This is a genomic window from Streptomyces bungoensis (genome assembly GCF_001514215.1).
GTDB classification, from domain to species: Bacteria; Actinomycetota; Actinomycetes; order Streptomycetales; family Streptomycetaceae; genus Streptomyces; species Streptomyces bungoensis.
In genome coordinates, this window is the sequence record NZ_KQ948859.1 from 251,461 (window position 1) to 278,034 (window position 26,574).

The following is a 26,574-nucleotide window of genomic DNA, read 5'->3' on the forward strand; positions in this document are numbered from 1 at the left end:
GGGCCCGAACCGGCGCTTTCCACCTACCAGCGAGCCATGCGGGATCGGCTCCTCGCGGCCCCGGTGGTACCCGCGCCCGAACCGTGGCGGCCCGTCTTCGCGTACGAGCACGGCGTCCCTGTCGGGGGACTTCTCGGGATCGGCTTCGCCTCGCACCCCGACAGCGGCCACGACCTGGTGATGGTCGTTTCGCACGACGGCCACGGGCTCTTCGACGCCGTCACGGGGGAGAAGATCGCCCGGGACCGCGACCCCGACCCGGACGGGCGCACTCCCGACACGTCCGCCGACCTGTCGTGCCCTGGCTTGGGCCCGATCGCCGGCAGCAGGGTCCGGACAGCCGGGCTTTTCGGGGGAGGATTCCACACCGTCACGGCTGACGGCTGGATCCTGGAGGTCGTCGCTCCGTCCTGGCCGAACGATCGGGTCCTGCTGTCCCGGGACGGGGGGCTGCCTCACGCCGGTCCGCACGGAGAGGGGTGGTGGCACATCTTCCACGCCGACCACTCCGAGTTCCGAGCCGCCGGCTTCTCCCCCTCCGGTCAGACCATCGACGTCGCCACGAGCAGCGACCTGTCCCTGTGGACACGCTGCCCGGCCTGAACCGGCCCTGCTCACACATGCTCGATGACCACGACGACCGGTTGTCGGCTTCTTGCGTGATCGCGGTGGAGCACAGGAGGGTTCCCCGGCATGGACACCAGGTACGACGTCAAGCGCGAGCTCAAGAGGTGTTACGCCCCAAAGAACACCGACCGGGAGCTCGTCGAAGTCCCCGAGCTGCGCTTCCTCGCCATCGACGGACCGGCTTCACCCTCCGAGTCCCACTGACCATCAGCACGGAGCGGATGGGCTTCTGGCGTCCAGTGCGCAGGAGAGAAACGCCGTCCAAGTGGTGGGCGGGAACGAAAGGTGCGGGGCCGTGGGGGTCTTGGAGTCGCGGATGTGTATGACCGAGGGTGTTCTGGCTATCTCGACGCAGTTGGCGGCTTCGGCGCTGTGGGTGGACTTCTGCCACGTCAGTCCGGACATGTTGGCTCCTCAGAGTTCTGCGGCGATGCGGTGAATGAGATCCCGGGACTCGGGTTCGGGTCGGGCGCGTGACTCCATCCGGTCCAGCACAGAGCGATACCGCTGTAGCTGCGCTTCCGCATCCAGAAACTCGCAGCCATGGTCAGTGTCCAGGACGACCGTGTCGAGCTGAGGAACTGGTCCGGCAGCGTAGGTGATCGGCTGCCCCGCGGCGGGAAAGCCGGTCTGGCCGAACGGCAGCACCAGCACGGTCACCGTGGGCTCCTCACTCATCTCCAGGAGGTGGTGAAGCTGTGCGCGGGCGACGTCCGGGCCACCGAATCCCATGCGCAGGGCCGCCTCGTGGACGATGGCAGTGTAGGACGTCGGAGTGCCCTCGAAGAGAACGGCCTGACGCTTCACCCGGTAGGAGACGCGGTGCTCGATCTCGTACGGGCGCAGAGGCGGCACCGCTTCCCGCATGGTGGCCCGAGCATGCTCCGGTGTCTGGAGCAGACCTGGCATGTGGACGGTGACGGCCACGCGCATCGCGGTGGCATGGTGCTCGAGTTCGGCGAGGTCCAGGAGGCCGGTCGGTAGCTTGTCGCGGTACTCCTCCCACCAGCCGCGCTGCCGCGCACCCGTCATGCCGGCGAGCGCATCGACGTACGCCTCGTCGGCTGCACTGTAGTTGCGGGCCAGGGTGCGCACGCGATCGGCGCTCACGGCGTACCGCCCGGCTTCGATGTTGCTGACTCGGGCCTGCGGAGCGCCGAGGAGCGCGGCGGCCGCGGTCGATGTCAGCCCGGCGCGCTCGCGGAGCTTGCGCAGCTCGGCGCCAAGACGCTGCTGCCGCAGGGTCACGGAGGACGCAGGTGGCATGACGAAGCTTCTCTCCTGGACGTGGGCTTGCTGAGTCACTCACACAGGTGACTACTAGAAGGTATTCGACGATCCAATGGAATACCTACCATCACTGTCGCTACGTTGTCCGCGTCAGCCCGCCCAACTCCTCGCATCCATAAGTCGGAAGCGCACCTCGCCAGGCAGAGCCACCGCCGGGTGCGGATGTTGAGCGAGCCCGAGTCCCTTCTCTTGCCGGAGGTTTCCATGGGCACCGTATCCCTGCCCCACACCTGGGCGTACGCCCTTCGCCTGCCCCATGATCCGCGCGCGGCACGCGTCGCACGTGTGACCGTACGGGCGGCGCTGCAAAGTCACGGGAGACAAGAGGTACTGGAGGCGGTCGAGTTGCTGACGTCCGAACTGGTCACCAACGCCTACCGGCACACCAGCGGCCCCGCCTCCCTGCGGCTGACCGCCCTGGCCGACGGTCGGTTGCGGGTCGGGGTGTGGGACAGCCACCCGCGCATCCCGGCGCCCTTCGGCGACCCGCCCTGGGACCGCGTCCCGGGCGCCCCGACGGAGGCCGAAGGGGGACGCGGCCTGCACCTCGTACAGCAGTACGCCGATTCCTGGGACGGCTGGCCCCTCGGTGACAGTCCGCTGGATCGGGGAGCGGGGAAGCTGCTGTGGTTCGAGGTGGGCGGGCGGGGTGCGGGGAAGAGGGGAATCGTCGCCTGACGTCATGCGGGGCCTGCGAAACGGCTACTCCTCCGGCTCCCAGGCCAGAAGCTGGTCGAAGAGGCGCGGGTCGCCCTCGACCTTCAGGGGGTCCACCGGGACGCGGCCGTACAGGGCCAGGACCAGTTCGTCGGCCGTGGCCCGCAGGGAGGCGTCGGCCGTGGGCAGGCCGGCACCGGCGTCCGGCAGGCGGGTCGTGCGTGCGCCGTCGGCGGACAGGGTGAGGCGCCAGGAGTGGCCCTCGGTGGCGTGGTAGTCGACGGTGGCGGGCTCGTGCGGCCAGGCGGCCGTCGTCACGCAGCAGGTGTGCAGGAACTCGTCGACACCGTCGAGCGCCACCTCGTCCGGCAGCGGCTGTGCGGCGCCCGCGGTGAGCTGGGCGTCGTAGGTGTGGACGGTGATCTCCTGGAGCTGGTGCCTGGCGACGGCACCGGCGGTCTGCGGTGACTGCGAGGCGCCCCACCAGGTCCAGCAGCCGCGGTCCGGGCCGGACTCCCGCAGGGTGTACAGGAGTTGCTGCGCCGATGCCGACCACCGGTCCAGCAGGGCCTCGCGCTCCCGGGGCGCGGCCGGGGTGTCCCACACGGACTTGGCGGGGGGAGCGTCGGCGGGCCCCGCGGCGACGATGGCGGCCCACGTGCGGCGCCCCTCGCCCAGATGCCGCAGCAGATCGAACAGGGTCCACCCGGGACAGGACGGCACCTGCGCGTCGAGGCTGGGAGCGGAGGCGACCGCGTCACGGAAGGCGGCCGACCGTTCGTCGTTCAGTCGCAGCAGATCGAGGAATTCCAAAGTTTCTTGCACTCCGGGTGTCTATCGCCGCGCTCCGGCGACCGGACAGCGATTTATCGTGGCCGCCTCGGCCAGCGCGCGGCGGCCGTGAACCGAGCAGCTGCCGGGGACGCTGCCACACACGTGGCTGTCGGTCGTTCCCAGTACGGTGGGCACAGGAAGCCGAGTACGGAGGTGCTGCGCGTGACGACGCAACCGGACCACGGTCATGAACTGATTCCACGCCCCGAGCGCACGCCGGCGGCCGTTCGTGTCGCGCTGGCGCGTGTCGCCCCCCACCGTCTGGGCGAAATGGAACAGCACAAGGAGCAGGCGCTCGGGGCTGCGCTCCAGGACGGCAAGATCGGCCACTTGCAGTACTGGCTCACGTACTGGCAGGCGCAGGTTGAGATCGAGCGGCGTCCCGACCTCCGCTCCCGTTACCAGGCCGCACTCGTGTCCGTACACAACACCGACAGCAGGGACGACCCCGAGTTCCGCGAGGCGATGTCAGTACTGCGCGCCATCGAGGCCGAGGCCCGGCAGGCGGTGTCCGCGTGACCTGGCGATGGGAGTACGACCCGGACGAGGCTTACGTCATCGGCGGCGCTCCGCCCGCCTTCGTCGCCGAGGTCGAGAAGCAGGCGGACGAGTTGGTCCGCGCGGCGGCCGCGTTCCATCTCGACGGCGCCTCGTACCAGGAGGCGGGCCCGAAGGGGAACGTCGCGCACGTACCGGGTGGATTCTTCCTCTACTTGATCGTCCCGCGGCACGAGTGTCTCTACGTCCACCAGGCGACGTACCTCTGAGCACCTCCCCCGTTCACGCGTCCGCGTACTTCGCGTCCGCCGCCGGGTCCAACGCCAGCCGGTACCCCCGTTTCACCACCGTCTGGATCAGCTTCGGGGCGCCGAGTGCCGTGCGGAGGCGGGCCATCGCCGTCTCCACCGCGTGCTCGTCGCGGCCCGCGCCCGGCAGTGCGCGCAGCAGGTCGGCCCGGGCCACCACCCAGCCCGGGCGGCGCGCCAGCGCCCTCAGCAGCGACATGCCGGCGGGCGGCACGGGCTTCAGCTCCCCGTCGATCAGGACCGCGTGGCCGCGGATCTCCATCCGGTGCCCGGCGACGGGCAACGCCCGGGCGCGGCCGGGCAGTTCCTGGCACAGGAGCTGGACGAGGGGGCCGAGGCGGTAGCGCTCGGGCTGGACGGTGTCGACGCCCCGGACCTGGAGCGGCAGCGCCGTCACCGGGCCCACGCAGGCGGGCAGGACGTCGTGGCCGAGGGCGGACAGGACCTCGGCCAGCAGGCCCCGGTCCTCGGCGCGGGAGAGCAGGGAGGCGGCGGCCGGTGCGCTGGTGAAGGTGAGCGCGTCCAGCCCGCGGGAGACGACGGCTTCCAGCAGCCGGTCCACGGGGCCGAGGTCCTCCGGCGGCATCCAGCGGTAGACCGGCACCGGGACGACCTCCGCTCCCCCGGCCCTGAGCGACTCGACGAAGCCGGGCAGGGGCTCGCCGTGCAGCTGGACGGCGACCCGGCGCCCGTCCACGCCCTCCTCCAGCAGCCGGTCCAGCACCTCGGCCATGGACTCGCTGGACGGCGACCACTCCTCGGTGAGGCCGGCGGCGCGGATGGCGCCCTTGACCTTGGGGCCGCGGGCCAGCAGTTCCACCCCGCGCAGGCGGGCGAGGAGCGGTTCCCCCAGGCCCCAGCCCTCGGCGGCCTCGATCCAGCCCCGGAACCCGATGGCGGTGGTGGCCACCACCACGTCCGGCACCTGGTCGATGAGCTCCTTGGTGGCGACGAGCAGTTCGCCGTCGTCGGCGAGCGGGACGATGCGCAGGGTGGGTGCGTGCAGGACGGCGGCACCGCGCCGCTGCAGCAGCGCGCCCAGTTCCTCGGCACGGCGCGCGGCGGTGACGCCCACGGTGAACCCGGCGAGGGGTCCTTGTTCGGGGTGCTGCTGTTCGTCGTACATGGCTCTCCTAGCTGACCCGCATGCCGAACGAGCCTGTCAACGGCGCGTGACAGGCTCGGTTCGGCGCGATGTCCGCGGTGTTACGTCACACCTCAACGTAGCTGAGCTGGGGCTTTGCCTCGGCGGAGGCCGTGGCCCGGGTCGCGGGGGCCGTACGGCGAAGGTATACGGCCCAGGTGAGCGCGAAGCAGACGGCGTAGTAGGCGAGGAAGGCGACGAAGGCGCCGGTGCCGGAGCCGTAGGACAGGAAGGACTGGCGGAAGGCGAGGTTGATGCCGACACCGCCGAGCGCGCCGACCGCGCCGATGAGGCCCATGGAGGCACCGGAGAGCCGGCGCCCGTACCGGACCGCCTCCTCGCCCTCCAGTCCCTCGGCCAGGGCCCTGGCCTGGAAGATGCCGGGGATCATCTTGAACGTGGAGCCGTTGCCGATGCCGGTCAGCGAGAACAGGACGACGAAGGCGGCCACGAACAGGGGCAGCGACTTCTGCATGCCGGCGACGACCAGGACGGCGGTGGCGGCGGCCATGGCGACGTAGGTGCAGAGGGTGATCCGCGCGCCGCCGTACCGGTCGGCGAGCCGGCCGCCGACGGGCCGGATCAGGGAGCCGAGCAGCGGGCCCATGAAGGTGAGGTAGGTGGCCTGCAGCGGGGTGCGGCCGAACTGGTTGGTCAGCACCTGCCCGAAGGCGAAGCTGTAGCCGATGAAGGACCCGAACGTGCCGATGTAGAGCACGGACATGATCCAGGTGTGGACGTCCTTCGCGGCGTCCTTGGCGGCGCCGGTGTCGTTCCTGACGTTCTCGATGTTGTCCATGAAGAACGCGGCGAGGACCGCGGCGACGACGATGAGCGGGATGTAGATCCCGAGCAGCACCCGGGGCCCGCCGCCGGCACCGATGACGGCGAGCGCCACCAGCTGGATCGCCGCCACGCCGACGTTGCCGCCGCCGGCGTTCAGCCCGAGGGCCCACCCCTTCTTCCTGAGCGGGAAGAAGGCGTTGATGTTGGTCATGGACGAGGCGAAGTTGCCGCCGCCGATGCCGGCCAGCAGGCCCACCAGCAGGAAGGTGGAGAAGGAGGTCCCCGGCTCCATCACCACGAAGGCGGCGGTCGTCGGGACGAGCAGCAGGCTCGCCGAGACGACCGTCCAGTTCCGCCCGCCGAAGACGGCCACGGCGAAGGTGTACGGCACCCGGGCGACGGCCCCGACGAGCGTGACCACGGAGGTCAGCAGGAACTTGTCGGCCGGGGTGAGCCCGTACTCGGGGCCCATGAACAGGACCAGGACGGACCACAGGGTCCACACCGAGAACCCGATGTGCTCGGAGAGGACGGAGAACCAGAGGTTCCGGTTGGCGGTCCGCCGTCCGGTCTCCTCCCAGAACCGCTCGTCCTCGGGATCCCAGCGCTCGATCCAGCGGCCACTGCGTCGGGTTGGGGCTGGGGCTGTCATGACGCCTCCACGGTGCTCCGGGCTCGGTCTTCCAACGGGGACTGAGCCCGAAGGTAGGGAGGCCGGGTTTCCGTGCTGTGGCTGTGGGTGACCGGAAGGGAACGTTGCTCTCACGCGGCGTCCCCGGCGGCGGTGAGGCCTTCGGCGACCCGGCCGTCTCAGGCCCCGCGCCGCGCCCCACCCCGGTTCGCCCCGTTCGGCCACAGCCGGGGGCGGCGCCTGGCGGCGATGTCCTCGATCCAGCCGAAGGCCAGGATCGTCAGGCCGATCAGCGGCCAGACCAGGAGGAACATCCACAGCATGTAGCTGGAGTCGAGCGCCGCCTCCGCACCGGGGCTCTGCATGAAGGGCAGGTCGTACGCCTGGTCGATGATCGGAACGGTGGCCATGATCAGCATGTTGTGCCACAGGTAGATCGTCACGGCGCGGTTGTTGGACAGCGTGACCAGCTTGTCCCAGCGGGCCAGCCGGCCGGGCAGTTCCTGCCAGGACGGGGAGTACTGGAGCAGGATGACGACGAACCCGAAGGACCAGCAGGCCTGGGCCAGCGGGATGTCGTTGAGGTCCCAGCCGTCGGGGCCGAGGTGGCCCGAGGCCCACCACAGGCCGAAGGCCATCAGCAGGGCCGAGGCGGAGATGGCGGCGTAGCGGGGGATCCTCGCCAGCATGCCCTCGTGGTGGGCGAAGCCCAGGACCCAGCAGCCGCCGTAGACCGCGAAGTCCGACACCGCGTTGCCCGTCTCGCCGGGGATCGTCACGAGCCCCGTGCCGACGACCGCCGTCAGGCCCAGCGGGGCGAGCAGGGTCGGCCACGGAAAGCGGCGGAAGGCCCACAGCAGCAGCGGGGAGGCGATCACGAACCAGAGGTAGGCGCGGAGGTACCACAGCGGCCCGGCGGCCTGCACCGCCCAGGTGTCCTCCAGCAGGCCCGACTTGGCGCCGAGGTGCCAGGGGAACGGCGGCGCGCCGACCGGTACGACGTAGTCGACCAGCTTGGCCAGGCCCCACGTACCGCCGTTGTCCGGGTCCTTCACCGGGTTCCAGCCGGCCGCGAACATCAGCGCCAGCACCACCGCGCTGAACGCCCACAGCGGCGGCAGCAGCCGGCGGACGCGGCTCCTGATCACGCTCAGCGGCGGGCGGCTCAGGGAACGCGCCATCAGCGAGCCCGCCAGCGCGAACATGACGCCCATCGAGGGGAACAGCACCGTCAGCCAGGCCCAGCCGAAGAGGTGGTACACCACGACCCGGACCAGGGCGATGGAGCGCAGCAGGTCCAGGTAGCGGTCGCGGCCCGGCTTCCTCGGCGCCGGGGCGGGCCCGGGCCCGGGCTCCGCGACCGCCTGCTGCGGCAGGCCGTACGACGGTACCGGCTCCGGGGTACTGGCCGTGTATCCGTGGGTCATGCCACGGGCCTCCGATCACTGCTGCTGCGGCGGCTGCGCTGGGTCGGCACCGGGCCGCCGGGCGCCTCGACGACACCCGTGCGCCGCAGCTTCTGCCAGCGCAGCCGACCGCCGGTGAGTGCAGTGATCCAGGACTGCAGCAGCACGACGTACATGAGTTGGCGGTAGAGGATCTGCTGCAGCGGCAGCGAGATCAGATGGGTCATGCGCTCCCGGTCCAGGCGGAAGGCGTAGGCGGCGCAGACCAGCTGGAGGGCGAGGACCCCGAGCCAGGCCGCGATCGTCCTCTGGGTCGGGCCGAACACGACGCCGTAGAGCAGGAACACGTCGATCAGCGGGGCCAGCAGCGGGGCCAGCACCATGAACAGGGAGACCAGCGGCAGGCCCACGCGGCCGAAGCGGCCCGAGGGGCCCCGCTCCAGCACGGCGCGCCGGTGCTTCCAGATCGCCTGCATGGTGCCGTACGACCAGCGGTAGCGCTGGGACCACAGCTGCTGCACGGACTCCGGGGCCTCGGTCCAGGCCCGGGCCCGCTCGGCGTACACCACGCGCCAGCCGTCGCGGTGGATCGCCATGGTGATGTCGGTGTCCTCGGCGAGGGTGTCGTCGCTCATGCCGCCGACCCGTTCCAGGGCCGAGCGGCGGAAGGCCCCGACGGCGCCGGGGATCGTCGGCATGCAGCGCAGGATGTCGTACATGCGGCGGTCGAGGTTGAAGCCCATCACGTACTCGATGTGCTGCCAGGCGCCGATGAGCGAGTCGCGGTTGCCGACCTTGGCGTTGCCGGCGACGGCGCCCACCCGGGGGTCGCCGAAGGGCTGGACCAGTTCGCGGACCGTGGACGGTTCGAAGACCGTGTCCCCGTCCATCATCACGACCAGGTCGTACCGGGCGTTCGCCAGGCCCCGGTTGAGGGCGGCGGGCTTGCCCGCGTTGAGCTGGCGCACCACGCGGACGCCCGGCAGTCCCAGCGACTCCACGATGCGCGCGGTGCCGTCCGTGGAGCCGTCGTCGACGACGATCACCTCGATGGGGTGCTCGCTCGCCGTCAGGGAACGCACGGTGTTCTCGATGCACTTGGCCTCGTTGTACGCCGGGACCAGGACCGACACCGGTTCGGTCACCGGCGGCCCCCAGGTGAACCCCGTGCGGCGCACGCGGCGGGCGTGGGCGCCGGAGAGCAGCAGCATGAGGACGAAGCGGGAGATGACGAGCGCGCCGATCACCGCGAGGCCGACGACCAGCGCGCCGGTGATGCCGTCCGAGGCGGAGACCAGGAAGATCCACGCCCTGCCCTTCCACAGCTCGACCCCGGTGACCCGGGTGGAGGCGCTGGGCGCGCCCAGGGCCTCGGTGAGGTTGTCGAAGGTGTAGCCCTGCCGCTGGAGCGTCGGCAGGAACCTGTCGAGCGCCTGCACGGTCTGGTGGCGGTCGCCGCCGGAGTCGTGCATGAGCACGATCGCGCCCTTGCCGCCGTGCGGGGTGGCCCGGCGGATGATCTCGTCGACGCCCGGCTTCTTCCAGTCCTCGCTGTCGGTGTTGTTGACGACCGTGATGTAGCCGCGGGTGCCGATGTACTCGGTGACCGGCCAGGACTTGTCGTCCATGGCGTCGGCGAAGGAGGAGTACGGCGGCCGGAAGAGGGAGGTGCGGATGCCGGCGGCGCCGGTGATGGCGAGCTGGTTGGTGGACAGCTCCCAGTCGATGCGCTTCTCGGACTGGTAGGAGAGGTCGGGGTGGTTGAAGGTGTGCAGCCCGACCTCGTGGCCCTCGTCGACCATGCGCTTGACCAGTTCCGGGTAGCGGGAGGTCATGGTGCCGGTGACGAAGAAGACGGCGTGCGCGTGGTGTTTCTTCAGCACGTCGAGCACCTTGGGGGTCCAGGTGGGGTCCGGGCCGTCGTCGAAGGTGAGGACCAGGCGGTGGTCGGGGACGCCCAGGCTGGTGGTGCGGCCGCCGCGGGTGTCGATGACCGGGCCGCCGTCGAGGATCTTCTCCGGGACCTTGCCGGTGGCGGCCTCCGGCTGGATCCGGTGGTCGGCGAGGATCTCGCTGTGGACGTAGCCGCGCAGCATCAGCATCGCGACGAGGGCGACGAGGAGGAGCAGCGGCAGCGTCAGGCGCAGGGGCAGGCGGCGGCGCCGGAGGCCGTCACGGGCGGGTGCGGCGGCGTGACGGCGGGTGCGGGATGCCATCAGTGGTCGGGCTCCGGGGACGGGTCGGGGGCGGGGGCGCCGTTGACGGGCGCCTCGAACGCGATGGGCGGCAAGGACGGGTGCAGGCCGCCGACCGGGGACGCGGAGGGGCTGGAGGCTCCGCCGGCCGGGCTGCTCGGGGACGTGCCGGTGCCGCCGGACGGGGTGGCGGGCCTGGTGGCGGGGGACGAACCGCCGGTGACGGCCGAGCCGGAAGAGGTCCCGGAGGCAGCCGGCCGGGTGCCGGCCGGGCTGCCGGGGGTGTGGGCGCCGGTGCCCGGTGCCGGGGCGGTGCCGCCGCCGGCGGACGGGCGGGCGGCCGGCGAGCCGCTCGGGCCGGCCGACGACGGGGCGGACTCGGCGGGCACCGGCGGCACGTCCACCCGCCCCGCCGGCTCCTCCTCGTTCCGCGGCACCGGGATCCAGGGCGCGTCCGAGCTGCCGGACAGCAGGGTCGCCAGGATCACGACGGCGTAGACGGCGCAGGCGAGGCCGAGGAGCATGCCGAGGCGGCGGAAGCGGCGGCTGCGGCGGCCCGACTCGTCGACGAAGACCGGGCCGTCGTCGCGGCCGGCGGGGCGCGGGGTGCCCGCGGCCGGGCTCAGCCGGATGCCGCCGAGCTGGACGGCGTCCATCTGGACCGTCACCTCGTGCGGGTCGTGCCTGGGGTCCCCGGCGGAGGTCTCCGGGGCGCTCCAGGAGGTGTGCGGGGCGCCCTGGGGGGTGCGGACGGCGGTGTGCCCGGGGTCCGGGGCCGCGTCGGTCCGCCCCACCGGGCGGGCGTCCGGTGCCGGCCGGGCCGCCGGGGAGCGGCGGAGGTCGGCGGGGCCGGGCTGCCTGGGGATGCGCCGGAGGGCGACGGTGTCCTCGGGTCCGGCCGGGACGGCGCGGCCGACCCGGGGTGTCCCGGTGTCCGCGGCGCCGGGTCCGGCGGGGGACGGGCCGGCGCCCGGCAGGGTTCCGCGGCCGGGGAGGGGGTCACCCGCGGCACGGGCCCCGGTGTTGGCCGGAAACGTGCTGGTCTCCTGGAACCACTGGGTGTGTTCGCCGGGCATGGGGACGGCCGAGGTCGCGGATGCATTCCCCGACCACTCCGGTTGGGCGTCTTCTCGCCACTCTTTCACGCGCGCACATCCCCCCACGGGACCGTTCCAGAGGCGATACGACGCCGAGCACCCGTCGACCGGACCAAGCCCCCGTCCGGTTCGAGCTCCCACTTCACCCCACCGCACTGGGGTCACGAATGTAGCGCATGTGAAGGTTCCGTGATGGTCACGTGTCAGTTAGGGGCGCACATCACATCATAATCCCTGGCCGGAATCCAACGGTTGACGGGCTGTCGGAGCCACCCTTCGGCCCGCGCGAGCTCGCTCGCGGCCCGCCGGAGGGCGTCCAGGCCGGGGTGAGCCAGCCCCTTCCGCCACACGAGCGAGACCGGCGACAGCGGAACCGGGTCGACGAGCGGGCGCAGAACCGTGCCGGGCAGGGCGGGGAAGTCCACCACGGCCAGCACCGGGGCACGAGTCTTGGCCATGATCCGCTGGAACTCCTCGTCCCCGACCGCCGGCGGAAGCGGGGGCGCCGGGTCTATGCCGCGGCCCTCGAAGAGGCTCAGGGCCAGGTCGGTCCACTCCCGAGTACGCGGGTTGCCGGCGCCGGCGTACACCGTCTCGCCGGCCAGCGCGGCCAGCGGGACCTCGGGCAGGGCGGCCAGGGGATGGTCGTCGGGCAGGACGACGGCCATGGGCTCCCAGCGCACGGGCTGCTGGGCCAGGCCGGACCGCAGGGCCGGCTCCAGGCCGGCGAAGCGGCCGAAGGAGGCGTCCAGCCGGCCGGCGAGCAACTCGGCCGCGGCCCCGGTCAGGCCGCTCTCGTAGCGGGCCATCAGCTCGCAGTCCGGGGCGAGTTCCCGGGCCCGGTGCAGCACGCGCCGGGCGGTGGCCAGGCCGGCCGAGTTGAGGTCGACCAGGAGCGGCCGGGGCTGGCTGAAGGCGGCGAGCAGGTCGTCCTGGGCGGCGAGGACGCGACGGGCGTACGGCAGCAGCCGCTCGCCGTCCGGCGTCAGCGTCACCTGCCGGGTGGTCCGCACGAACAGCTCGGCGCCCAGCTCCCGCTCCAGCCGCCGCACGTCCCGGCTCAGCGCCTGCTGGGCGACGTACAGGCGGGCCGCGGCCCGGGTGAAGTGCAGTTCCTCGGCGACGGTGACGAAGGCGCGCAGGAGACGCGGGTCCAGGGAGAGGGGGGCGGGCATGGCGGCGAACCTACCGGACTCACAACACAGGTGCGTGAATGGGCGCCGAGAAGGTGTTGGACCCGGTGATCCACTCGAGGTGACCGTGGAGCCATGGCTCAGCAGACCCTGGCATACCGCCGTCTCTTCTCCCTGCCCGGCACCCGCGCCTTCACCGCCGGCAACCTCGTCGCCCGCCTGCCCATGGGCATGTTCTCGGTGAGCGCCGTCGTGATGATCGCGGGGTCGCGGGGTTCGTACGCCCTCGCCGGTTCCGTCACCGCCACCGGGCTCGTGGCCACCGGGGTGGCCGGGCCCTGGATCGCGCGGCTCGTCGACCGGTACGGCCAGGCCCGGGTGGCCGTACCGGCCACGCTCACGGCTGTGCTCGGCAGCCTCGCGCTGCTGCTGTGCGTGCACGAAGGCGCCCCGGACTGGACGCTGTTCGCCGCGTACGCCGCCACGGCGGCCACGCCCAACGTCGGTGGCCTCTCCCGCGCCCGCTGGGCCCACCTGCTGCGCGACGACCCCGCCGCCCTGCACACCGCGCACTCCTTCGAACAGGCCGCCGACGAGCTGTGCTTCATGCTCGGACCGGTGCTGGCGTCCTTCCTGACCGGCACCTTCTTCCCGGAGGCGGGCACGCTCACCGGGGCCTGCCTGCTGCTGGCCGGGGTGCTGCTGTTCACCGCGCAGCGTGCCACCGAGCCGCCGGTGCAGGCACGTTCGAAGGGTCCGTCGCCGCTGCGGAGCCCCGGGATACCGCCGCTGCTGGCCTGCTTCGTGGCGACCGGCGCGGTGTTCGGCTCCATGGAGGTCGTCACGATCGCCTACGCCGACGCCCTGGGGCACCGCGCGGCGGCGGGCGTGGTCCTCGCGCTGCAGGCGGCCGGCTCGTGCGCGGCGGGGCTGCTGTACGGGGCGATGAAGCCGGCCGGGCTCCGGCTGGCGCAGTGCCTGCGGGCGATGGCCGCGCTGATGTGCCTGCCGTGGCTCGCGGCCGCCGCGGCCGGTTCGCTCACGGTCCTGGCGGGGGCACTGCTGCTCGCGGGCATGGCGACCGCGCCGACGATGGTCACCGCGATGACGCTGGTGCAGCGGCGCACCCCGGCCGACCGGCTGAACGAGGGGATGAGCCTCGTCGTCACCGGCCTGCTCACCGGCATCGCCTGCGGCTCGGCGGTGGGCGGCTGGGCGGCGGAGCACCTCTCCCCCGCGGGCGCCTTCGCGGTGCCGGCGGCAGCGGCGGGGCTGGCGGTGCTGATCGACTCGGTCCCGGTCCCCGGGGGCCGTAACCGGCCGATCGCTGACTCAAGGTAGTCGTTCGGTACCGGAAAGGATTCCATTCGGGGTCTCCTTCCCCGATGATCGGTTCCGCGCAAGGCGCATGCCGAAGAAGACACACGCTGTAACAGGGGGAACGAATGCGACGCAAGCTGGCCGGCCTGGTGGGGATACTCGCGGTGGCGCTGGCGCTCGGAGCCGGGGTGACGGGCCACGGGCCCGCCGGGACCGGCAAGAGCACCGGGCACCAGGTCATGGCCGACGACCGCGGACCGAAGTTCGCCGGCACCTGAGCCGTACCGGCTGACCGGCCACAGAGGCTTCCGCGGCGCTCCCTCCCGCAGTCGGTGCGGGCAGGGAGCGCCGCGGCGTGTCAGCCGCGGCGCCGGCTGGCCGCCGGCAGGCCCATGGTGTCGAAGTGCCCGGCCGCGGCCCGGCGGTACTCCACCGCGCCCCGCTGGTCGCCGGCGCCCTCCAGCGCGTGGGCCATGCCGTCCAGGGCCCAGGCGGTCTCGATGCGGTACTCACTGGCGGAGGCGTGCTCGAAGGCGGTGCGGTGCAGTTCGAGCGCCCGGTCGTACTCGCCGCGCCGCCGGTGGACGAGACCGGCGATGTTCTCGATCTGGGCCTGCCACGGCTTCGCCCCGAGCGGCGTGACGAGGGTGAGGGCGCGCTCCACGAAGGCCGGGGCCTCGGCACCGCGTCCGTCACGCTGGCAGACGTCGGCCATGAGGACGTTGGTGAGGGCCACGCACCGGGGCATCGCGAACTCGTCGCACAGGTCGAGGGCCTGCTCGAGCGCCGCGCGCGCCGGTTCGTGGTCGCCGCCGAACAGGTGGGCGATGGCCAGGTCGTTCAGCGCGGCGACCTGGTGCAGGTGCTCACCGATCCGCCGCTGGAGCAGCACGGCCCGCCGGGCGGCGGCCACCGCCTCCTCGGTCCGGCCCAGCCAGGCGTAGACCGAACTGAGGTTGCACAGGGCGAAGTTCTCCTCCTGCTCGACCGACGCCTCCCGGAACGCGTCGATCGCCTGCTCCAGCAGCCCGCGTCCCTCGGCCAGCCGCCCCAGGGCGCAGCAGGCCCAGCCCAGTTCGCCCAGGTAGTAGCCCTCGCTGATCCGGTCCTGCTGGGACCGGGCCAGCCGCAGCCCCTCCTCGGCGACGTCCATCGCGGCCCGGAAGTCGCCCAGCATGGAGTGGCCCGCGACCATGTTGCGCAGGCTGAACTGGAGGGCGAGCGGGTCCTGGTCGCGCCGGGCGGCGGCGACACCGACCGCGGCGACCTCCCGGTAGCCCTTGATGTCCCCGCGCCGGTGCAGCTGGAACAGGGTGTTGCGGGCGATGTAGGCGGCCTGCAGGTCGAAGCCCCGCTCGTGGCCGACGGCCACGGTCGCCTGCAGCGCCCGCTGCTCCCGGTCGAACCAGCGCTGCGCCTCGGGCCTGCCGCACAGCGGCGGCAGCTCGGGGACCTTCCCGGTGGGGGCGATCCGGTACTGGGCCCGGGCCGGGAACAGCGCCCGGCAGGCCTCGTCGGTCGCCGCCACGTAGTAGTCGAGCAGGCCGCCGAGCGCGGCGCGTCCCTCGGCCCGCTCCGTCTCGTTCGCCGTCTCCCCGAGCCCGCGGGCGAAGCTGCGGACGAGGTCGTGGAAGGAGTACAGGCCGACGCCGGGCTGGCGCAGCAGGTGGACGTCGAGCAGCCCTTCCAGCAGGTCCTCGGCGTCCAGCGGTGACGTGCCGAGCAGGGCGGCCGCCCCGTACACGTCGATGTCGGTGCCGGGGTGCAGGCCCAGGAGGCGGAAGGCGCGCTGCTGGTCGGGGTCCAGCACCTGGTAGGAGAGCTGGATGGTGGTGGCGACGCTGCGCTCGTTGGAGCACAGCTCCTTGAGCAGCCGGGACTCGTCGTGCAGCCGCCCCACCAGGTACTGCAGGGTCCAGTGCGGGCGGTTGCACAGCCGGGCGGCGGCGATGCGCAGGGCGAGCGGCAGGTGGCCGCACAGGTCGGCCAGCACCCGGGCGGCCTTGGGTTCGGCGGCCACGCGCTGTTCGCCGAGCGTCCGGGTCAGCATCAGCGCGCTCTGCTCGGGTTGCAGGCTGCCGAGGGTCAGCCACTGGGCGCTGTCGAGGTCGACCAGCCGGACCCGGCCGGTCACGATGACGAATCCTTTCGTCATGCCGGACAGCAGGGGCCGCACCTGCGCGGTGTCGGCCGCGTTGTCCAGGATCAGCAGCAGGCGCCGGTCCGCCGTCCAGGACCGCAGCAGCGCGAAGCGTCCCTGCGGGTCGTCGGGGATCTGCGCGTCCGGCGCGCCGAGTTCGCGCAGCAGCGCGGCGGCCACGAAGTCGGGCTGGAGCGGCCGTTCGCCGGGGGTGAAGCCGCGCAGGTCGAAGTAGAGCCGGCCGTCGGGGTAGGCGTCCGCCAGCCGGTAGGCGGCGTGCACGGCGAGCGTCGACTTGCCGGTGCCGCCCATGCCGTCGATGCCCACGAGCCCGGTGCGCCGGGGGCCCGCGCCCATCTCCAGCAGCAGGGCCAGCTCCCGGTCCCGGCCGGTGAAGTCCGCCAGGTCGTAGGGCAGGGTGCACGGCGGCCGGGCGGGCGGGCAGGAGCTCACCGGGGGCTCCTGCGGCGGGGCGGCCGCGGGGCGTTCGCGGGGCGGGGCGGCCAGTTCCGGGCTGCCGCGCAGGATGTCCTCGTGGAGCCGGCACAGCTCCGCGCCGGGGTCGATGCCGAGCTCCTCGGCGAGCAGGTCGCGCAGCCTGCCGTACTCGGCGAGGGCCTCGGCCTGCTGGCCCGAGCGGTACAGCGCGAGCATCAGCCGGCCGCGCAGCCGCTCCCGGAGCGGGTGGGCGTCGACGGCCCGGCGCAGGTCGCCGACCAGTTCGCCGTTCTCGCCCGCCTGCAGCCGGAGTTCGAACAACTGCTCAACGGCGGCGAGGCGGTGCTCCTCCAGCGCGGTGGCGGCGGCCTCGATCACGGGCCCGCCCTGGCCGCACATCACCGTGCCGCGCCACAGCGCCAGTGCCGCCGCGAGCTTCCCGGCGGCGTCCGCGGGCCGGCCCGCGGCCACCTCGGCGGCGGCCGCCTGGGTGTCGCGCTCGAAGTCGTGCAGGTCCAGCTGGCCGTCCGCGACGACGGCACGGTATCCGGCGGCCTCGGTGACGACCAGGCAGGCGCCGTCCGGGATGCGCCGTCTGAGCTCGGCGACCGTCTTGCGGATCTGCCGCACCGCGGTCGCGGGCGGCTCGTCGCCCCACACCGCCTCGATCAGCCGGGAGACCGTCACCACGTGGTGGGCCTCCAGCAGGAGCACGGTCAGCACCCGCTCCTGAATCGGCCCGCCGAGCCTCACCCGGCGCTGCCCTTCCCAGCATTCCAGAGCGCCGAGGATGTTGAACCGCACCGCGCCTTCGACGGATCGCGTCATCGTGCTGTGCTCCCCCTTGTCACCGCCCGGCCCCAGATCGTGAGGCCTGCGCAAAGGATCTTAGGCGGCTGCCGGGCGCAGCGGTACCCGTTCGGAACACGGCCGGTACCACTCACCCGAACAATCCTCGGTAAAGCCCCCACAGCCCTTGCCAGAAAGAGCAAGCCTGATATGAGTGTCTACCTGCGCCGAAACTTCCTGCTCAGCTTCCTGGCATCCTTCATTTCCCTGTTCGGCTCCAAACTGCTGATGATCTCCTATGCCGCCTACGTGTTCAAGGAAAGCGGCAGCGCCACCCTTTCGGCGATCGTGTTCGCGGCCGACTGGATCGCAAACCTGTTCGTCGGCATCTTCGCGGCGCAGTACATCGACCGGCAGAACGCGAAGACACTGCTCATCAAGCTGAATGTCGCGGCCGCCCTGATCACGCTGCTCTTCCTGGCCTTTCTGACCCCTGGCATGTTCGTCGGCGCGGTGATCCTCGTCTTCGTGCGCTCCCTGCTCAAGAGCGCCGTCAGCAACGCCCGGGTGAAGGCGTTGGTGCAGTTCTTCGACGAGCGGGAGACCGACCTGTACTCGCCGGTCTTCAACTCCAGTCTGCCGCTGGCACTGGCGCTCGCGGGGGCGGCCGGCGTGTTCATCCTGAAGTTCGTCGGTTTCACCGCGGTGGTGTGGATCGACGCCTCCGCCTTTGTGGTGGCGGCCGTTCTGACGGTTTTCGTGCAGCCCCACTCGGCGCGCCTGGAGGATTCCCTGGCCGCTTCCCGGGCCGCCGGCCGGCGCGGCAGTCTGTCCGGGGCACGGGACGCGCTCGCCCTCATGGCCCGGAAAGAGACCATCGGTACGGCCGTCTTCTACATCGTGCTGTCCGTCACGGCTTTCCAGGCCACCTACGAATCCCTCATCACCGTGATTCCCCAGGTCTGGTTCCACTGGGGTGAATCCGGCACGGCCCTGTTCTTCACCTTCGAATCCGTCAGCATCATGGCCGGAATTTTCCTGTACCAGTTCTTCAGCCGCCGCGAACTCATCACGGCTGCGAACGGGAACGCCGTGAACCTGGGCGCCGTGACGGCCGCCACACTCTGCTACCTGGCGATGCCGGCCGCGCGGGGGAACCTCTACCTCTGCGTCGCCCTGTTCTCCGTCGTGGTGCTGTGCGGCGAGGTCGTGTGGGTGCACCAGTTCAAGCTGATGATCGCCCACACCCCGGACGCACAGGTCTCCTCCGTGGTCGGCGTGCAGACGGCGATCGGCTACAGCCTGATGGCCGTCTTCGCCTTCGTCTTCGCCCGGGGCATGGACGGCATCGGCGTCGCCCCGTCCGTCTACGCCGACATCGCCCTCGTCGTGCTCCTCGTCGGCGGCTGGGAGCTGCTGCTGCGGGGCCGCCTGCGCCGGCGCGACTCCGCGCACCCCGCCCCTTCCCTCCCGGTGCCGGAAGACGTCCGGACCGCCAACTGACGCAACCGGAAGAGAGACGCCCACCCATGCAACCGGCCAAGCCGCAGGCGTTCGTCCTGCTGGAACTGCTCAACCACATGGTCCTGATCGCCCGCGAGGCCAAGCGGCGCGGGCTGAGGGTGATCGCCCTCAACAACGGCCCGCTGCTCACCGAGGGCCCGTTCGCCGTGCCGGACGGCGTCGTCGACGAGGTCGTCCCGGTCGCCTCCTGGAGCGCCGCCGGGGAGGTCGACGACCTGGTCGACGACCTGCTCACCCGCTACGAGGTGACCGGCACCTACGCCGCCTTCGAGGGCGCCCTGCGGCCCGAGGCCCGCCTGCGGGAGCTGGCCGGGCTGCCCACCAGCGGCGTCGCCACCGTCACCCGGGTCCTGGACAAGGCCCTGGTGCGCTCGGACCTGTACGCCGCGGGCCTCACCGCGCTCCGCTCGACCACCCTGGCCGAGGCGCTGACCTGGCAGCAGTGGCGCTTCGAAGGGCCGGCGGTGCTCAAGCCGGCGAACGGCACCGGCAGCGCCCTGTGCTTCACGGTCGGCTCGCTCGCCGAACTCCGCGCGGCGGCCGGGGAGATCGCCGCCGTCACGGTCGGGAACACGCTGATGGCGGAGTACATCCGGGCGCACGGCGAGTTCGTCCTGGAGGAGCGGGCCGCGGGCGAGCTGCTGTCGGTGGAGTCGCTGGTGCACGGGGGCGAGGTGCACGTCGTCGGGCTCACCGGCCGCTACGTCTGCGCGCTCGACCCGGTCGTCGAGCTGGGCGTCTGCTTCCCGTACCGGCATCCGCGCCACGAGGAGATCGTGGCGCGCGCGGTGGAGTTCCACCGCAGCCTCGGCATCACGCACGGGCCGACCCACCTCGAGGTCATGGTGCCCGACGAGGGCCCCGTGGAGCTGATCGACTTCAACCTGCGCACCGCCGGTGTGGCGATGGCCGTCTGCATCGGCAACGCCTTCGGCGTCGAGTACGCCGTCCCGCTCACCGACCTCGCCTGCGGCCGGCGCCCGGACCTCGCCTTCCTCGGGCGCACCCCGCGCCACTCGGCCGACCTGCTGCTCCTGCCGCCGCCCGGCGCGACCGTGATGACGGACCTGGCCTTCCCGGCGGGGACCGAGTACGGCCGGGCGACCAAGCCCTTCGGGCAGCCCCTGAGCGGGCGCGCCGACCAGCTCGACGTGGTCGCCATGGCCGTCGTCACCGCGGACACGGCCGAGGAGCTGCACCAGCGGGCCCTGGAGGTCCGCCGGACCACCGTCTTCAACGGCCGGCCGCTCGGCGACCACCCGAACAACCGGGTCGTGTCGCCGCGCCACTACCTGTTCACCGCGACACCCGCCTGATCCGCCAAGGAGACAACCGCACATGACCGTCACCACCGAGACCGGCTCCCGTCCGGAGCACGGCACGGGCACCGACCCCGAGCGCCTCTTCGAGCGGCACTTCGCCGCCCGCTTCACCGGGGACACCCTGACCGGCCTGCAGCAGAGCTTCCGCGACGAGCACATCGTGCCGCTGCGCGGCTTCTGCCCGCCCGAGCTGCTCGGCGCACTCCAGCAGGAGGCGTTCGAGATCATGGACGAGCACGGGGTGGCCCGCAAGTTCAGCTTCGACATCACCGACGGCACGCCCCGCCAGATGACGACGGTCGGCCAGCCCGTCATCAGGGACCACGGCCCGCTCATCCACGCCACCTACTTCTCCCCGGCGGTCAAGCGGCTGCTGTCGCAGGTGGTCGGCGAGGAGGTGTTCACCTGCCCGTACGCCGGCGAGCACTACGTGATCAGCCGCCTCGGCAAGAGCGGCGACACCCACGGCTGGCACTGGGACGACTACACCTACGGCTTCATCCTGGTGCTGCAGGCCCCCGACTACCGGGACGGCGGCTTCGTGCAGGCCGTGCCGCACACCTCCTGGGACAAGCAGAACCCGGACGTGCACGGGGCGCTGCTGAAGAGCCAGGTCCGCTCGTACGCCTTCGAGGCCGGTGACGCCTACGTGGTGAAGACCGACACCACGATGCACCGGGTCTATCCGATCCGCGGCGAGACGACCCGCACGATCGTCAACATGACCTGGGCGAACGGCGCGGACCTCGACCGCGAGATCACCCACGAGACCAACGACGCGCTGTTCGGGGGCACCGGTGAGTAGCCCGCAGCACATCGAGGAGCACCTGCTGACGGCGGGCGAGCCCCGGGAGTCCATGCGGATCCTGCCGGGCTTCGTCCAGCCGTACCTGACCTGGATCACCGGTGTCCCGCTCAAGGGCGGCCGGCAGCTGATCCCGTGGAGCCCCGCCAAGGCCGGTGTGCTGGGCCTGGCGCAGATGGCCGGCGGTATCGCGCTGGGCGCGTACGCGATGCACCCGTTCACCGCCGTCTCGCCGGTGCTGCTGGTGCTCTGCTGGCTGCTGACCAGCGGCGGCATGCGGCGCCTGGACGTCGTGGTGGTCCACCAGACCCTGCACCGGATGTTCACGAAGAAGGCGTGGAGCAACCGCCTGGTCGGCGAGCTCGTCACGACGGTGTTCTGGCGGACGCCGTACGACGAGAACCGCAAGGAGCACCTGACCCACCACGCCTACCCCTGCTCGATGAAGGACGGCGACACCCGCTACCTGCTGTCGACGGGGATGCGCCCGGGGATGACCCGGACGGAGTTCCGCCGCTACCTGTGGGCGACGCTGTTCTCGCCGCGCCACCACGGCCGGTTCTTCTTCGGCCGGGTGCGGTCCAACTTCGTCGGGGTGCAGCCGCGCTACCGGCTGGTGATGTCGCTGGTGTACCTGGCCGCCACGGTCGCCTTCGTCGCCCTGACCGGCTGGTGGCGGGAGTGGCTGGTGCTGTGGCTGGTGCCGGCGTCGGTGTTCTTCCAGTCGTGCACGTACCTGTACACGATGACCGAGCACCGCTGGTGGCTGTTCGGCAACCAGGAGCGGCTCAGCCGGGACAAGCGGGACCTGCTCACCTTCGGCCGCTTCTGCGGCGAGGCCGTGCCGGACGCCTCCCTCACGGGGGCCCGCAGGGCGGCCGCCTGGGCCAGGTGGACGTTCCGGATGCTGGTGGTGCACTCCTCGTACCGGATGTTCGTGCTCGTCGGCGACACCGTGCAGCACGACCTGCACCACGTCATGCCGGCCTGCGACTGGGCCAACTCGCCCTGGATCCGGGCGGACGACCAGGACAACCGGCCCGAGCGCTACACCGAGGTGTGGGGCTCGCTCGCCGACCACCTGCAGGCCGCGGGCCAGGTAGGCGGCGACCAGACGGGGCTGCCGGAGGACGTCGCCCCCACTCCGTGGACGCAATCCATACCGGTCGTCACCGGGGCCGTGACCCCCGACGGCCGCACAGTGAAGGGGCAGTTGTGACCCACGTACTGGTGATCGACGGCACGGGGCGCGGCCACGCGATCTGTGACCTGTTCGTCCGCACGGACCCCTCGGTGACCGTCTACTACGGCCCCGGGTGCGACGCCCTGACGGACGAGCGGATCGTCCCGGTGCCCGCGATCCGGGTCGACGACCCGCGGACGGCGCTGGAGTTCCTCGCCACCCACCCGGTGGAGTTCGTCTTCGTCTCCCACATCGACGCGCTGTGCGCCGGCTACACCGACGTGCTGTCCGCGCACGGCCACCGGGTGATCGGCCCGTCCCGGGCGGCGGCCGCCCTGGAGGCCAGCAAGGAGCGGGGCAAGCGTTTCTGCGCGCAGCACGGGCTGCCCACCGCCGAGTACGCCGCGTTCACCGACGCGGCCGCGGCACGCGCGTACGTCCGGCAGCGCCCGTACGCCTGCGTCGTCAAGACCGACGGCCTCACCCCCGACGGGGACGGGGCGGTGGTGTGCGAGACCGCGGCCGAGGCGGAGGCGGCCGTGGACGCGTTCGCCGCCGTACAGGGCGAGGACCTGCGGCTCGTCGTGGAGGAGCGGCTCTACGGCCGGGAGATCTCGGTCTTCGCGCTGCTGGACGGCGAGGACTACCTGCTCTTCCCGACCGCGCTGGACTTCAAGCGGACGCTGGAGGGGGACGCCGGCAAGAACTGCGACGGCATGGGCTCCCTCGCCCCGCACCCCGAGTCCTCGCCGGCCCTGCTCGAGCAGATCCGCCGGGACCTCGTCGAGCCGTTCCTGCGCGGCATCGCCGCCGAGGGGCTGTCGTACACGGGCTTCGTCTACATCGGGGCGATGATCACGGCCACGGGCCTCAGGGTCATCGAGATCAACACCCGGTTCGGCGACTCGGAGGCGGAGGCCGTGCTGCCCGGCGTGCACAGCGACTTCACCGAGCTGTGCCGGGCGGTGCTGCGCCGCGACCTCGGCAAGAGCCTGCTCGTCACGGACGGCCTGGTGCGCTGCAGCGTGGCCCTCACCCAGGGCTGCGTCGACCCCACCGACCCGGCGGCTGCACCCGGCTGGCCGTTCGGCCCCTTCACCACCGGGCAGCCGGTGCTCGGCCTCGCCCGGTTCCCGCGGGACAGCGCCCGCCTGTTCTACGCCAACCTGCGCGCGGGCGCGGACGGCCGCCCGGTCACCAGCGGCGGCCGGGTGCTGCACGTGGTCGGCGCCGGCCGCACCCTCACCGAGGCGCGGGCCCAGGCCTACCGGCGCATCGGCGCCATCTCGTTCCCCGGCATGCGTCACCGCACCGACATCGCGGCCGCCTTCGAGGCCGGCTCCCAGCTGCCCGCCGGCGCCGAGCCGGCCGTCGTGGAAACCGGAAGGTAACCCCTCATGACCACGCTCACGCTCGACACCACCACGACGGCCCCCTCGGTCTTCGAGACCGGTGAGTCGGCCGTACGGTCCTACTCGCGCGCGTTCCCCGCGGTGTTCACCAGCGCCAAGGGCGACGTGCTCGTGGGGCAGGACGGCACCCGCTACATCGACTTCCTCGCCGGAGCCGGCACCCTCAACTACGGGCACAACCCGGACCCGGTCAAGGACGAGCTCATCGAGTACCTGCGTACCGACGGGCTCGTGCACGGCCTGGACCTGTCGACCTCGGCCAAGGCCGGCTTCCTGGAGGCCCTCAGGACGCTCGTCCTCGAGCCGCGGGGCCTCGACTACAAGGTGCAGTTCACCAGCCCGTCCGGCACCAACGCGGTCGAGGCCGCGCTGAAGGTGGCCCGGCTGGCCACCGGCCGCACCAACGTCGTCGCCTTCGGCGGCGGGTTCCACGGCGTCAGCACCGGCTCCCTCGCGGCCACCGGCTCGACCTACTACCGGGAGGGCCTGGAGGCCACGCTCCCCCAGGTCACCCACATCCCCTACCCGGTCTCCCCGCTGGGCGACTTCGACAGCCTGGGGCTGCTGCGCCGGCTGCTGGACGACCCGAGCTCCGGCGTCGACAAGCCGGCCGCCGTGCTGCTGGAGACGGTCCAGGGCGAGGGCGGTGTGTGGGTGGCGCCGGTGCCGTTCCTGCAGGAACTGCGCGAGCTGTGCGACCGGCACGGCATCCTGCTGGTCGTCGACGACATCCAGGCCGGCTGCGGCCGCACCGGCACCTTCTTCTCCTTCGAGCGGGCCGGCATCACCCCCGACCTGGTCACCCTCTCCAAGGCCATCGGCGGCTACGGCCTGCCCATGGCGATCGTGCTGATCAAGCCGGAGTACGACATCTGGCGGCCCGGCCAGCACAACGGCACCTTCCGCGGGCACCAGCTCGCCTTCGTCGCGGCCGCCGCCGCCCTGCGCCACTACTGGTCCGACGACGCCTTCGTCCGGCAGATCCGCACCAAGGCCGACCTCGTCACCGACTTCCTCCAGCGCCGCATCGCCCAGCCCTTCGGCGCCGGCGTCCGCGGCATCGGCCTGATGCAGGCCGTGGACCTCACCGGCGTACCCGGCGTGGAGGCCGCCGCCGTGTCGCGGCGCTGCTTCGACAACGGGCTGATCGTCGAGACCTGCGGCCGCCGCGACGAGGTCCTCAAGATCCTTCCGCCGCTCACCGTCAGCCAGGTCAACCTCTCGGCGGGCCTGCAGACGCTCGTCGACGCCCTGACGGAGCTCACCGCCAACCCCGTCAGCGAGGCAGCCGCATGAAGACCGCCGTCATCATCTCCACCCGGGGCTTCGGCGTGTTCCGGCACGACCTGCTCGTCGACCCCACCGAGGTGCGCCTCGTCGGCGTCTTCGCCGACCGGGACGTGGACAACCTCACCGCCGAGCAGCGGGCCTGGTTCGAGCGGATCCACGTCGTGCCGTGCGGACTGGCCGACCCGACGCCGATGCTGTACTCGCTCGTCGACCTGGAGGCCGCCCGCGAGGCGGTCGCCGGCCTGCTGGCCGACACCGCCCCGGCCGACCTCACCGTGCACTGCTACGACGAGCAGAACATGATGGTCGCCGCCGAACTGCGCACCCACTTCGGCCTCCGGGGGCCCGAGGTCGCCGACATCCTGCCGTTCCGCGACAAGTGCCTGATGAAGCAGCGGCTCCTGGACGCCGGTGTGCGTGTGCCGCTCTTCGGCCACTTCGACGCCGAGGCCTACGCGGCGGACCCGGAGGCCTACTTCCGGACCGTGGTCGCCGAGGTCGGCCTGCCCTTCATCCTCAAGCCGACCGACGCGGCCGCCTCCGAGGGCGTCCTGAAGATCGCCGACCGGGACGAGTTCGTCGCCCTGCCGTCCGACCTGGGCCGGGCCTACGAGTACGAGGAGTTCGTCGACGGGACGATGTACAGCGTCAACATCGTCTCGGACGCGGGCCGCACGGTCTTCGGCGGCGTCACCGAGTACCTGGTCAACTCGCTCGAGGTGCCGGGCGGCAAGGTCAACGCCGACATCAACCTGATCGACTCCGACCCCCGTGTCGCCCGCATGGTGGCGTTCGCCGAACGCGCCCTGGACGCGCTCGGCCGCCCGGACGGCGGCTCCCACCTGGAGCTGTTCCACACCGCGGACGACGAACTCGTCTTCCTGGAGGTCGGCGCCCGCTTCAAGGGCATGGCGGGCCTCGCCGCCATGCAGCGCAACTACGGCGTCGCCTTCGTCAACCTGGCCTTCGAGATCGAGTCCGGCGTCAAGAGCCTGCCCTACGACGGCGAGCAGATCTACTGCTTCGACGGCGTGGTCCCCAAGGCGCAGGGCGTCGTGCGGGAACTGGTCGAGCCCGAGCTGGAGAGCCACGTCGAGATGACCTGGAAGGTCGAGGTCGGCGAGGAGATCGAGAGCAGCAACTCCCTGCTCGCCAACGGCGGCACCTTCCTGGTCTCCAACAAGGACTACGAGGCCGCCTACCGCGACTTCCGCCGCCTCGCCGACTACCGGCCCATCCGGTACGCCGCCCCGAGCCGGGTCCTCGGCATCGCGCCGGCCGCGCCCGAGAACGCCTACAGCTACTTCCACGACCTGAGGCTGGCCTGCGAGACCGACCCCTACGACGTCCACCACGACCTGGCGGAGGGCGTGCGCGAGGTGGTGGTCCTGGACGTCCGGCGGCCCGTCGCCTACGCCACCGAGCACGTGCGCGGCGCCCGCAGCCTCCCCCACCAGGACATCTCTCCCGAGACGGTGCGCACGCTGGACCCCGATCCGCTCTACGTCACCTACGGCTGGGGCCCCGCCTGCAACGGCGGCACCCGCGCCGCCGCCAAGCTGTCGGCGCTCGGCTTCCGCGTGAAGGAGATGATCGGCGGGTTCGAGTACTGGAAGCGGGGCGGTTACCCGACCGAGCAGGGCGAGCCGTCATGACCGCTCCCGGCCTCATGACACCGGAGGGGGCCGGCGCCGTCCGCGTCGGCCCGCCCCGGGCGGGTGCCGTGCGGCGCCTGGACCGGGTGG

The 26,574-nt window shown here is 72.1% G+C and carries 24 protein-coding genes; 14 read left to right on the forward strand and 10 right to left on the reverse strand.

The window, feature by feature from the left end:
* Positions 1 to 36 precede the first annotated feature (36 nt).
* Both AQJ66_RS20230 and AQJ66_RS38890 read left to right on the forward strand, forming a co-directional pair.
* Complete coding sequence (locus tag AQJ66_RS20230; protein WP_244162872.1) at positions 37 to 603, forward strand: hypothetical protein; 567 nt, start codon at positions 37 to 39, stop codon at positions 601 to 603.
* Between the two features lie 90 nt (positions 604 to 693).
* Complete coding sequence (locus AQJ66_RS38890; RefSeq protein ID WP_159052588.1) at positions 694 to 831, forward strand: hypothetical protein; 138 nt, start codon at positions 694 to 696, stop codon at positions 829 to 831.
* Positions 832 to 834: 3 nt separating this feature from the next.
* Here AQJ66_RS38890 and AQJ66_RS37395 read toward each other — a convergent pair whose 3' ends face one another.
* Both AQJ66_RS37395 and AQJ66_RS20235 read right to left on the reverse strand, forming a co-directional pair.
* Positions 835 to 1,032: a DUF397 domain-containing protein gene (locus tag AQJ66_RS37395; protein WP_079060296.1), complete on the reverse strand. Its 198-nt coding sequence runs from the start codon at positions 1,030 to 1,032 to the stop codon at positions 835 to 837.
* A 9-nt stretch (positions 1,033 to 1,041) separates the two neighbouring features.
* Positions 1,042 to 1,893 carry a helix-turn-helix domain-containing protein gene (locus AQJ66_RS20235; RefSeq protein WP_061923965.1) on the reverse strand — a complete coding sequence of 284 codons (852 nt, stop codon included), beginning with the start codon at positions 1,891 to 1,893 and terminating at the stop codon, positions 1,042 to 1,044.
* A gap of 228 nt (positions 1,894 to 2,121) precedes the next feature.
* Between AQJ66_RS20235 and AQJ66_RS20240 the strand changes: the two genes are divergently transcribed.
* Positions 2,122 to 2,595: an ATP-binding protein gene (locus AQJ66_RS20240; protein ID WP_061924064.1), complete on the forward strand. Its 474-nt coding sequence runs from the start codon at positions 2,122 to 2,124 to the stop codon at positions 2,593 to 2,595.
* 24 nt (positions 2,596 to 2,619) lie between these two features.
* Here AQJ66_RS20240 and AQJ66_RS20245 read toward each other — a convergent pair whose 3' ends face one another.
* The gene (locus AQJ66_RS20245) at positions 2,620 to 3,399 is read right to left on the reverse strand and encodes a maleylpyruvate isomerase family mycothiol-dependent enzyme (RefSeq protein ID WP_061923968.1); all 780 of its coding nucleotides are present in this window, start codon (positions 3,397 to 3,399) and stop codon (positions 2,620 to 2,622) included.
* Positions 3,400 to 3,570: 171 nt separating this feature from the next.
* On the opposite strand from AQJ66_RS20245, the gene AQJ66_RS20250 reads away from it, so the two are divergent.
* Both AQJ66_RS20250 and AQJ66_RS20255 read left to right on the forward strand, forming a co-directional pair.
* Positions 3,571 to 3,927, forward strand: a complete 357-nt coding sequence (locus AQJ66_RS20250) for a hypothetical protein (protein ID WP_063804058.1) — start codon at positions 3,571 to 3,573, stop codon at positions 3,925 to 3,927.
* Positions 3,924 to 4,175 carry a hypothetical protein gene (locus AQJ66_RS20255; protein ID WP_061923974.1) on the forward strand — a complete coding sequence of 84 codons (252 nt, stop codon included), beginning with the start codon at positions 3,924 to 3,926 and terminating at the stop codon, positions 4,173 to 4,175. The genes AQJ66_RS20250 and AQJ66_RS20255 overlap by 4 nt, the downstream gene beginning before the upstream one ends.
* A 13-nt stretch (positions 4,176 to 4,188) precedes the next feature.
* On the opposite strand, the gene AQJ66_RS20260 is transcribed toward AQJ66_RS20255, so the two are convergent.
* The 6 genes from AQJ66_RS20260 to AQJ66_RS20285 form a co-directional block, all read right to left on the reverse strand.
* Positions 4,189 to 5,340, reverse strand: a complete 1,152-nt coding sequence (locus tag AQJ66_RS20260; RefSeq protein ID WP_061923977.1) for a uroporphyrinogen-III synthase — start codon at positions 5,338 to 5,340, stop codon at positions 4,189 to 4,191.
* A gap of 85 nt (positions 5,341 to 5,425) precedes the next feature.
* Positions 5,426 to 6,796 carry a nitrate/nitrite transporter gene (locus tag AQJ66_RS20265; protein WP_061923980.1) on the reverse strand — a complete coding sequence of 457 codons (1,371 nt, stop codon included), beginning with the start codon at positions 6,794 to 6,796 and terminating at the stop codon, positions 5,426 to 5,428.
* Positions 6,797 to 6,954: 158 nt separating this feature from the next.
* Positions 6,955 to 8,202: an acyltransferase family protein gene (locus AQJ66_RS20270; protein ID WP_061923983.1), complete on the reverse strand. Its 1,248-nt coding sequence runs from the start codon at positions 8,200 to 8,202 to the stop codon at positions 6,955 to 6,957.
* Positions 8,199 to 10,397 (reverse strand): bifunctional polysaccharide deacetylase/glycosyltransferase family 2 protein, encoded by a 2,199-nt coding sequence (locus AQJ66_RS20275; protein WP_061923986.1) that lies wholly within the window; start codon positions 10,395 to 10,397, stop codon positions 8,199 to 8,201. Before AQJ66_RS20275 ends, AQJ66_RS20270 begins: the two co-directional genes overlap by 4 nt.
* Complete coding sequence (locus tag AQJ66_RS20280) at positions 10,397 to 11,452, reverse strand: hypothetical protein (RefSeq protein WP_061923988.1); 1,056 nt, start codon at positions 11,450 to 11,452, stop codon at positions 10,397 to 10,399. The genes AQJ66_RS20275 and AQJ66_RS20280 overlap by 1 nt, the downstream gene beginning before the upstream one ends.
* A 224-nt stretch (positions 11,453 to 11,676) precedes the next feature.
* Complete coding sequence (locus AQJ66_RS20285) at positions 11,677 to 12,648, reverse strand: LysR family transcriptional regulator (RefSeq protein ID WP_061923992.1); 972 nt, start codon at positions 12,646 to 12,648, stop codon at positions 11,677 to 11,679.
* A gap of 93 nt (positions 12,649 to 12,741) precedes the next feature.
* Between AQJ66_RS20285 and AQJ66_RS20290 the strand changes: the two genes are divergently transcribed.
* Both AQJ66_RS20290 and AQJ66_RS38895 read left to right on the forward strand, forming a co-directional pair.
* Entirely contained in the window at positions 12,742 to 13,947 is a 1,206-nt protein-coding gene (locus AQJ66_RS20290) for an MFS transporter (RefSeq protein ID WP_061923995.1), read from the forward strand.
* 104 nt (positions 13,948 to 14,051) lie between these two features.
* On the forward strand, positions 14,052 to 14,204 hold the full coding sequence (locus AQJ66_RS38895; RefSeq protein WP_159052589.1) for a hypothetical protein: 153 nt from the start codon (positions 14,052 to 14,054) through the stop codon (positions 14,202 to 14,204).
* Between the two features lie 80 nt (positions 14,205 to 14,284).
* On the opposite strand, the gene AQJ66_RS20295 is transcribed toward AQJ66_RS38895, so the two are convergent.
* On the reverse strand, positions 14,285 to 17,332 hold the full coding sequence (locus AQJ66_RS20295; protein WP_061923998.1) for an AfsR/SARP family transcriptional regulator: 3,048 nt from the start codon (positions 17,330 to 17,332) through the stop codon (positions 14,285 to 14,287).
* A 6-nt stretch (positions 17,333 to 17,338) separates the two neighbouring features.
* On the opposite strand from AQJ66_RS20295, the gene AQJ66_RS20300 reads away from it, so the two are divergent.
* The 7 genes from AQJ66_RS20300 to AQJ66_RS37400 are packed head-to-tail and all read left to right on the forward strand — an operon-like array spanning position 17,339 to position 26,484.
* Positions 17,339 to 18,796 (forward strand): MFS transporter, encoded by a 1,458-nt coding sequence (locus AQJ66_RS20300; RefSeq protein ID WP_159052590.1) that lies wholly within the window; start codon positions 17,339 to 17,341, stop codon positions 18,794 to 18,796.
* 26 nt (positions 18,797 to 18,822) lie between these two features.
* Positions 18,823 to 20,133, forward strand: a complete 1,311-nt coding sequence (locus AQJ66_RS20305; RefSeq protein WP_061924003.1) for an ATP-grasp domain-containing protein — start codon at positions 18,823 to 18,825, stop codon at positions 20,131 to 20,133.
* Between the two features lie 22 nt (positions 20,134 to 20,155).
* Positions 20,156 to 20,944 (forward strand): HalD/BesD family halogenase, encoded by a 789-nt coding sequence (locus AQJ66_RS20310; protein WP_061924006.1) that lies wholly within the window; start codon positions 20,156 to 20,158, stop codon positions 20,942 to 20,944.
* Positions 20,937 to 22,163 (forward strand): fatty acid desaturase family protein, encoded by a 1,227-nt coding sequence (locus AQJ66_RS20315; RefSeq protein ID WP_061924009.1) that lies wholly within the window; start codon positions 20,937 to 20,939, stop codon positions 22,161 to 22,163. The genes AQJ66_RS20310 and AQJ66_RS20315 overlap by 8 nt, the downstream gene beginning before the upstream one ends.
* Positions 22,160 to 23,518: a phosphoribosylamine--glycine ligase gene (purD, locus tag AQJ66_RS20320; RefSeq protein WP_061924012.1), complete on the forward strand. Its 1,359-nt coding sequence runs from the start codon at positions 22,160 to 22,162 to the stop codon at positions 23,516 to 23,518. The genes AQJ66_RS20315 and purD overlap by 4 nt, the downstream gene beginning before the upstream one ends.
* A gap of 6 nt (positions 23,519 to 23,524) precedes the next feature.
* Complete coding sequence (gene ectB / locus AQJ66_RS20325) at positions 23,525 to 24,835, forward strand: diaminobutyrate--2-oxoglutarate transaminase (protein ID WP_061924014.1); 1,311 nt, start codon at positions 23,525 to 23,527, stop codon at positions 24,833 to 24,835.
* Positions 24,832 to 26,484 carry a rhodanese-like domain-containing protein gene (locus AQJ66_RS37400; protein ID WP_079060298.1) on the forward strand — a complete coding sequence of 551 codons (1,653 nt, stop codon included), beginning with the start codon at positions 24,832 to 24,834 and terminating at the stop codon, positions 26,482 to 26,484. Before ectB ends, AQJ66_RS37400 begins: the two co-directional genes overlap by 4 nt.
* The last annotated feature ends 90 nt before the right edge of the window (positions 26,485 to 26,574 follow it).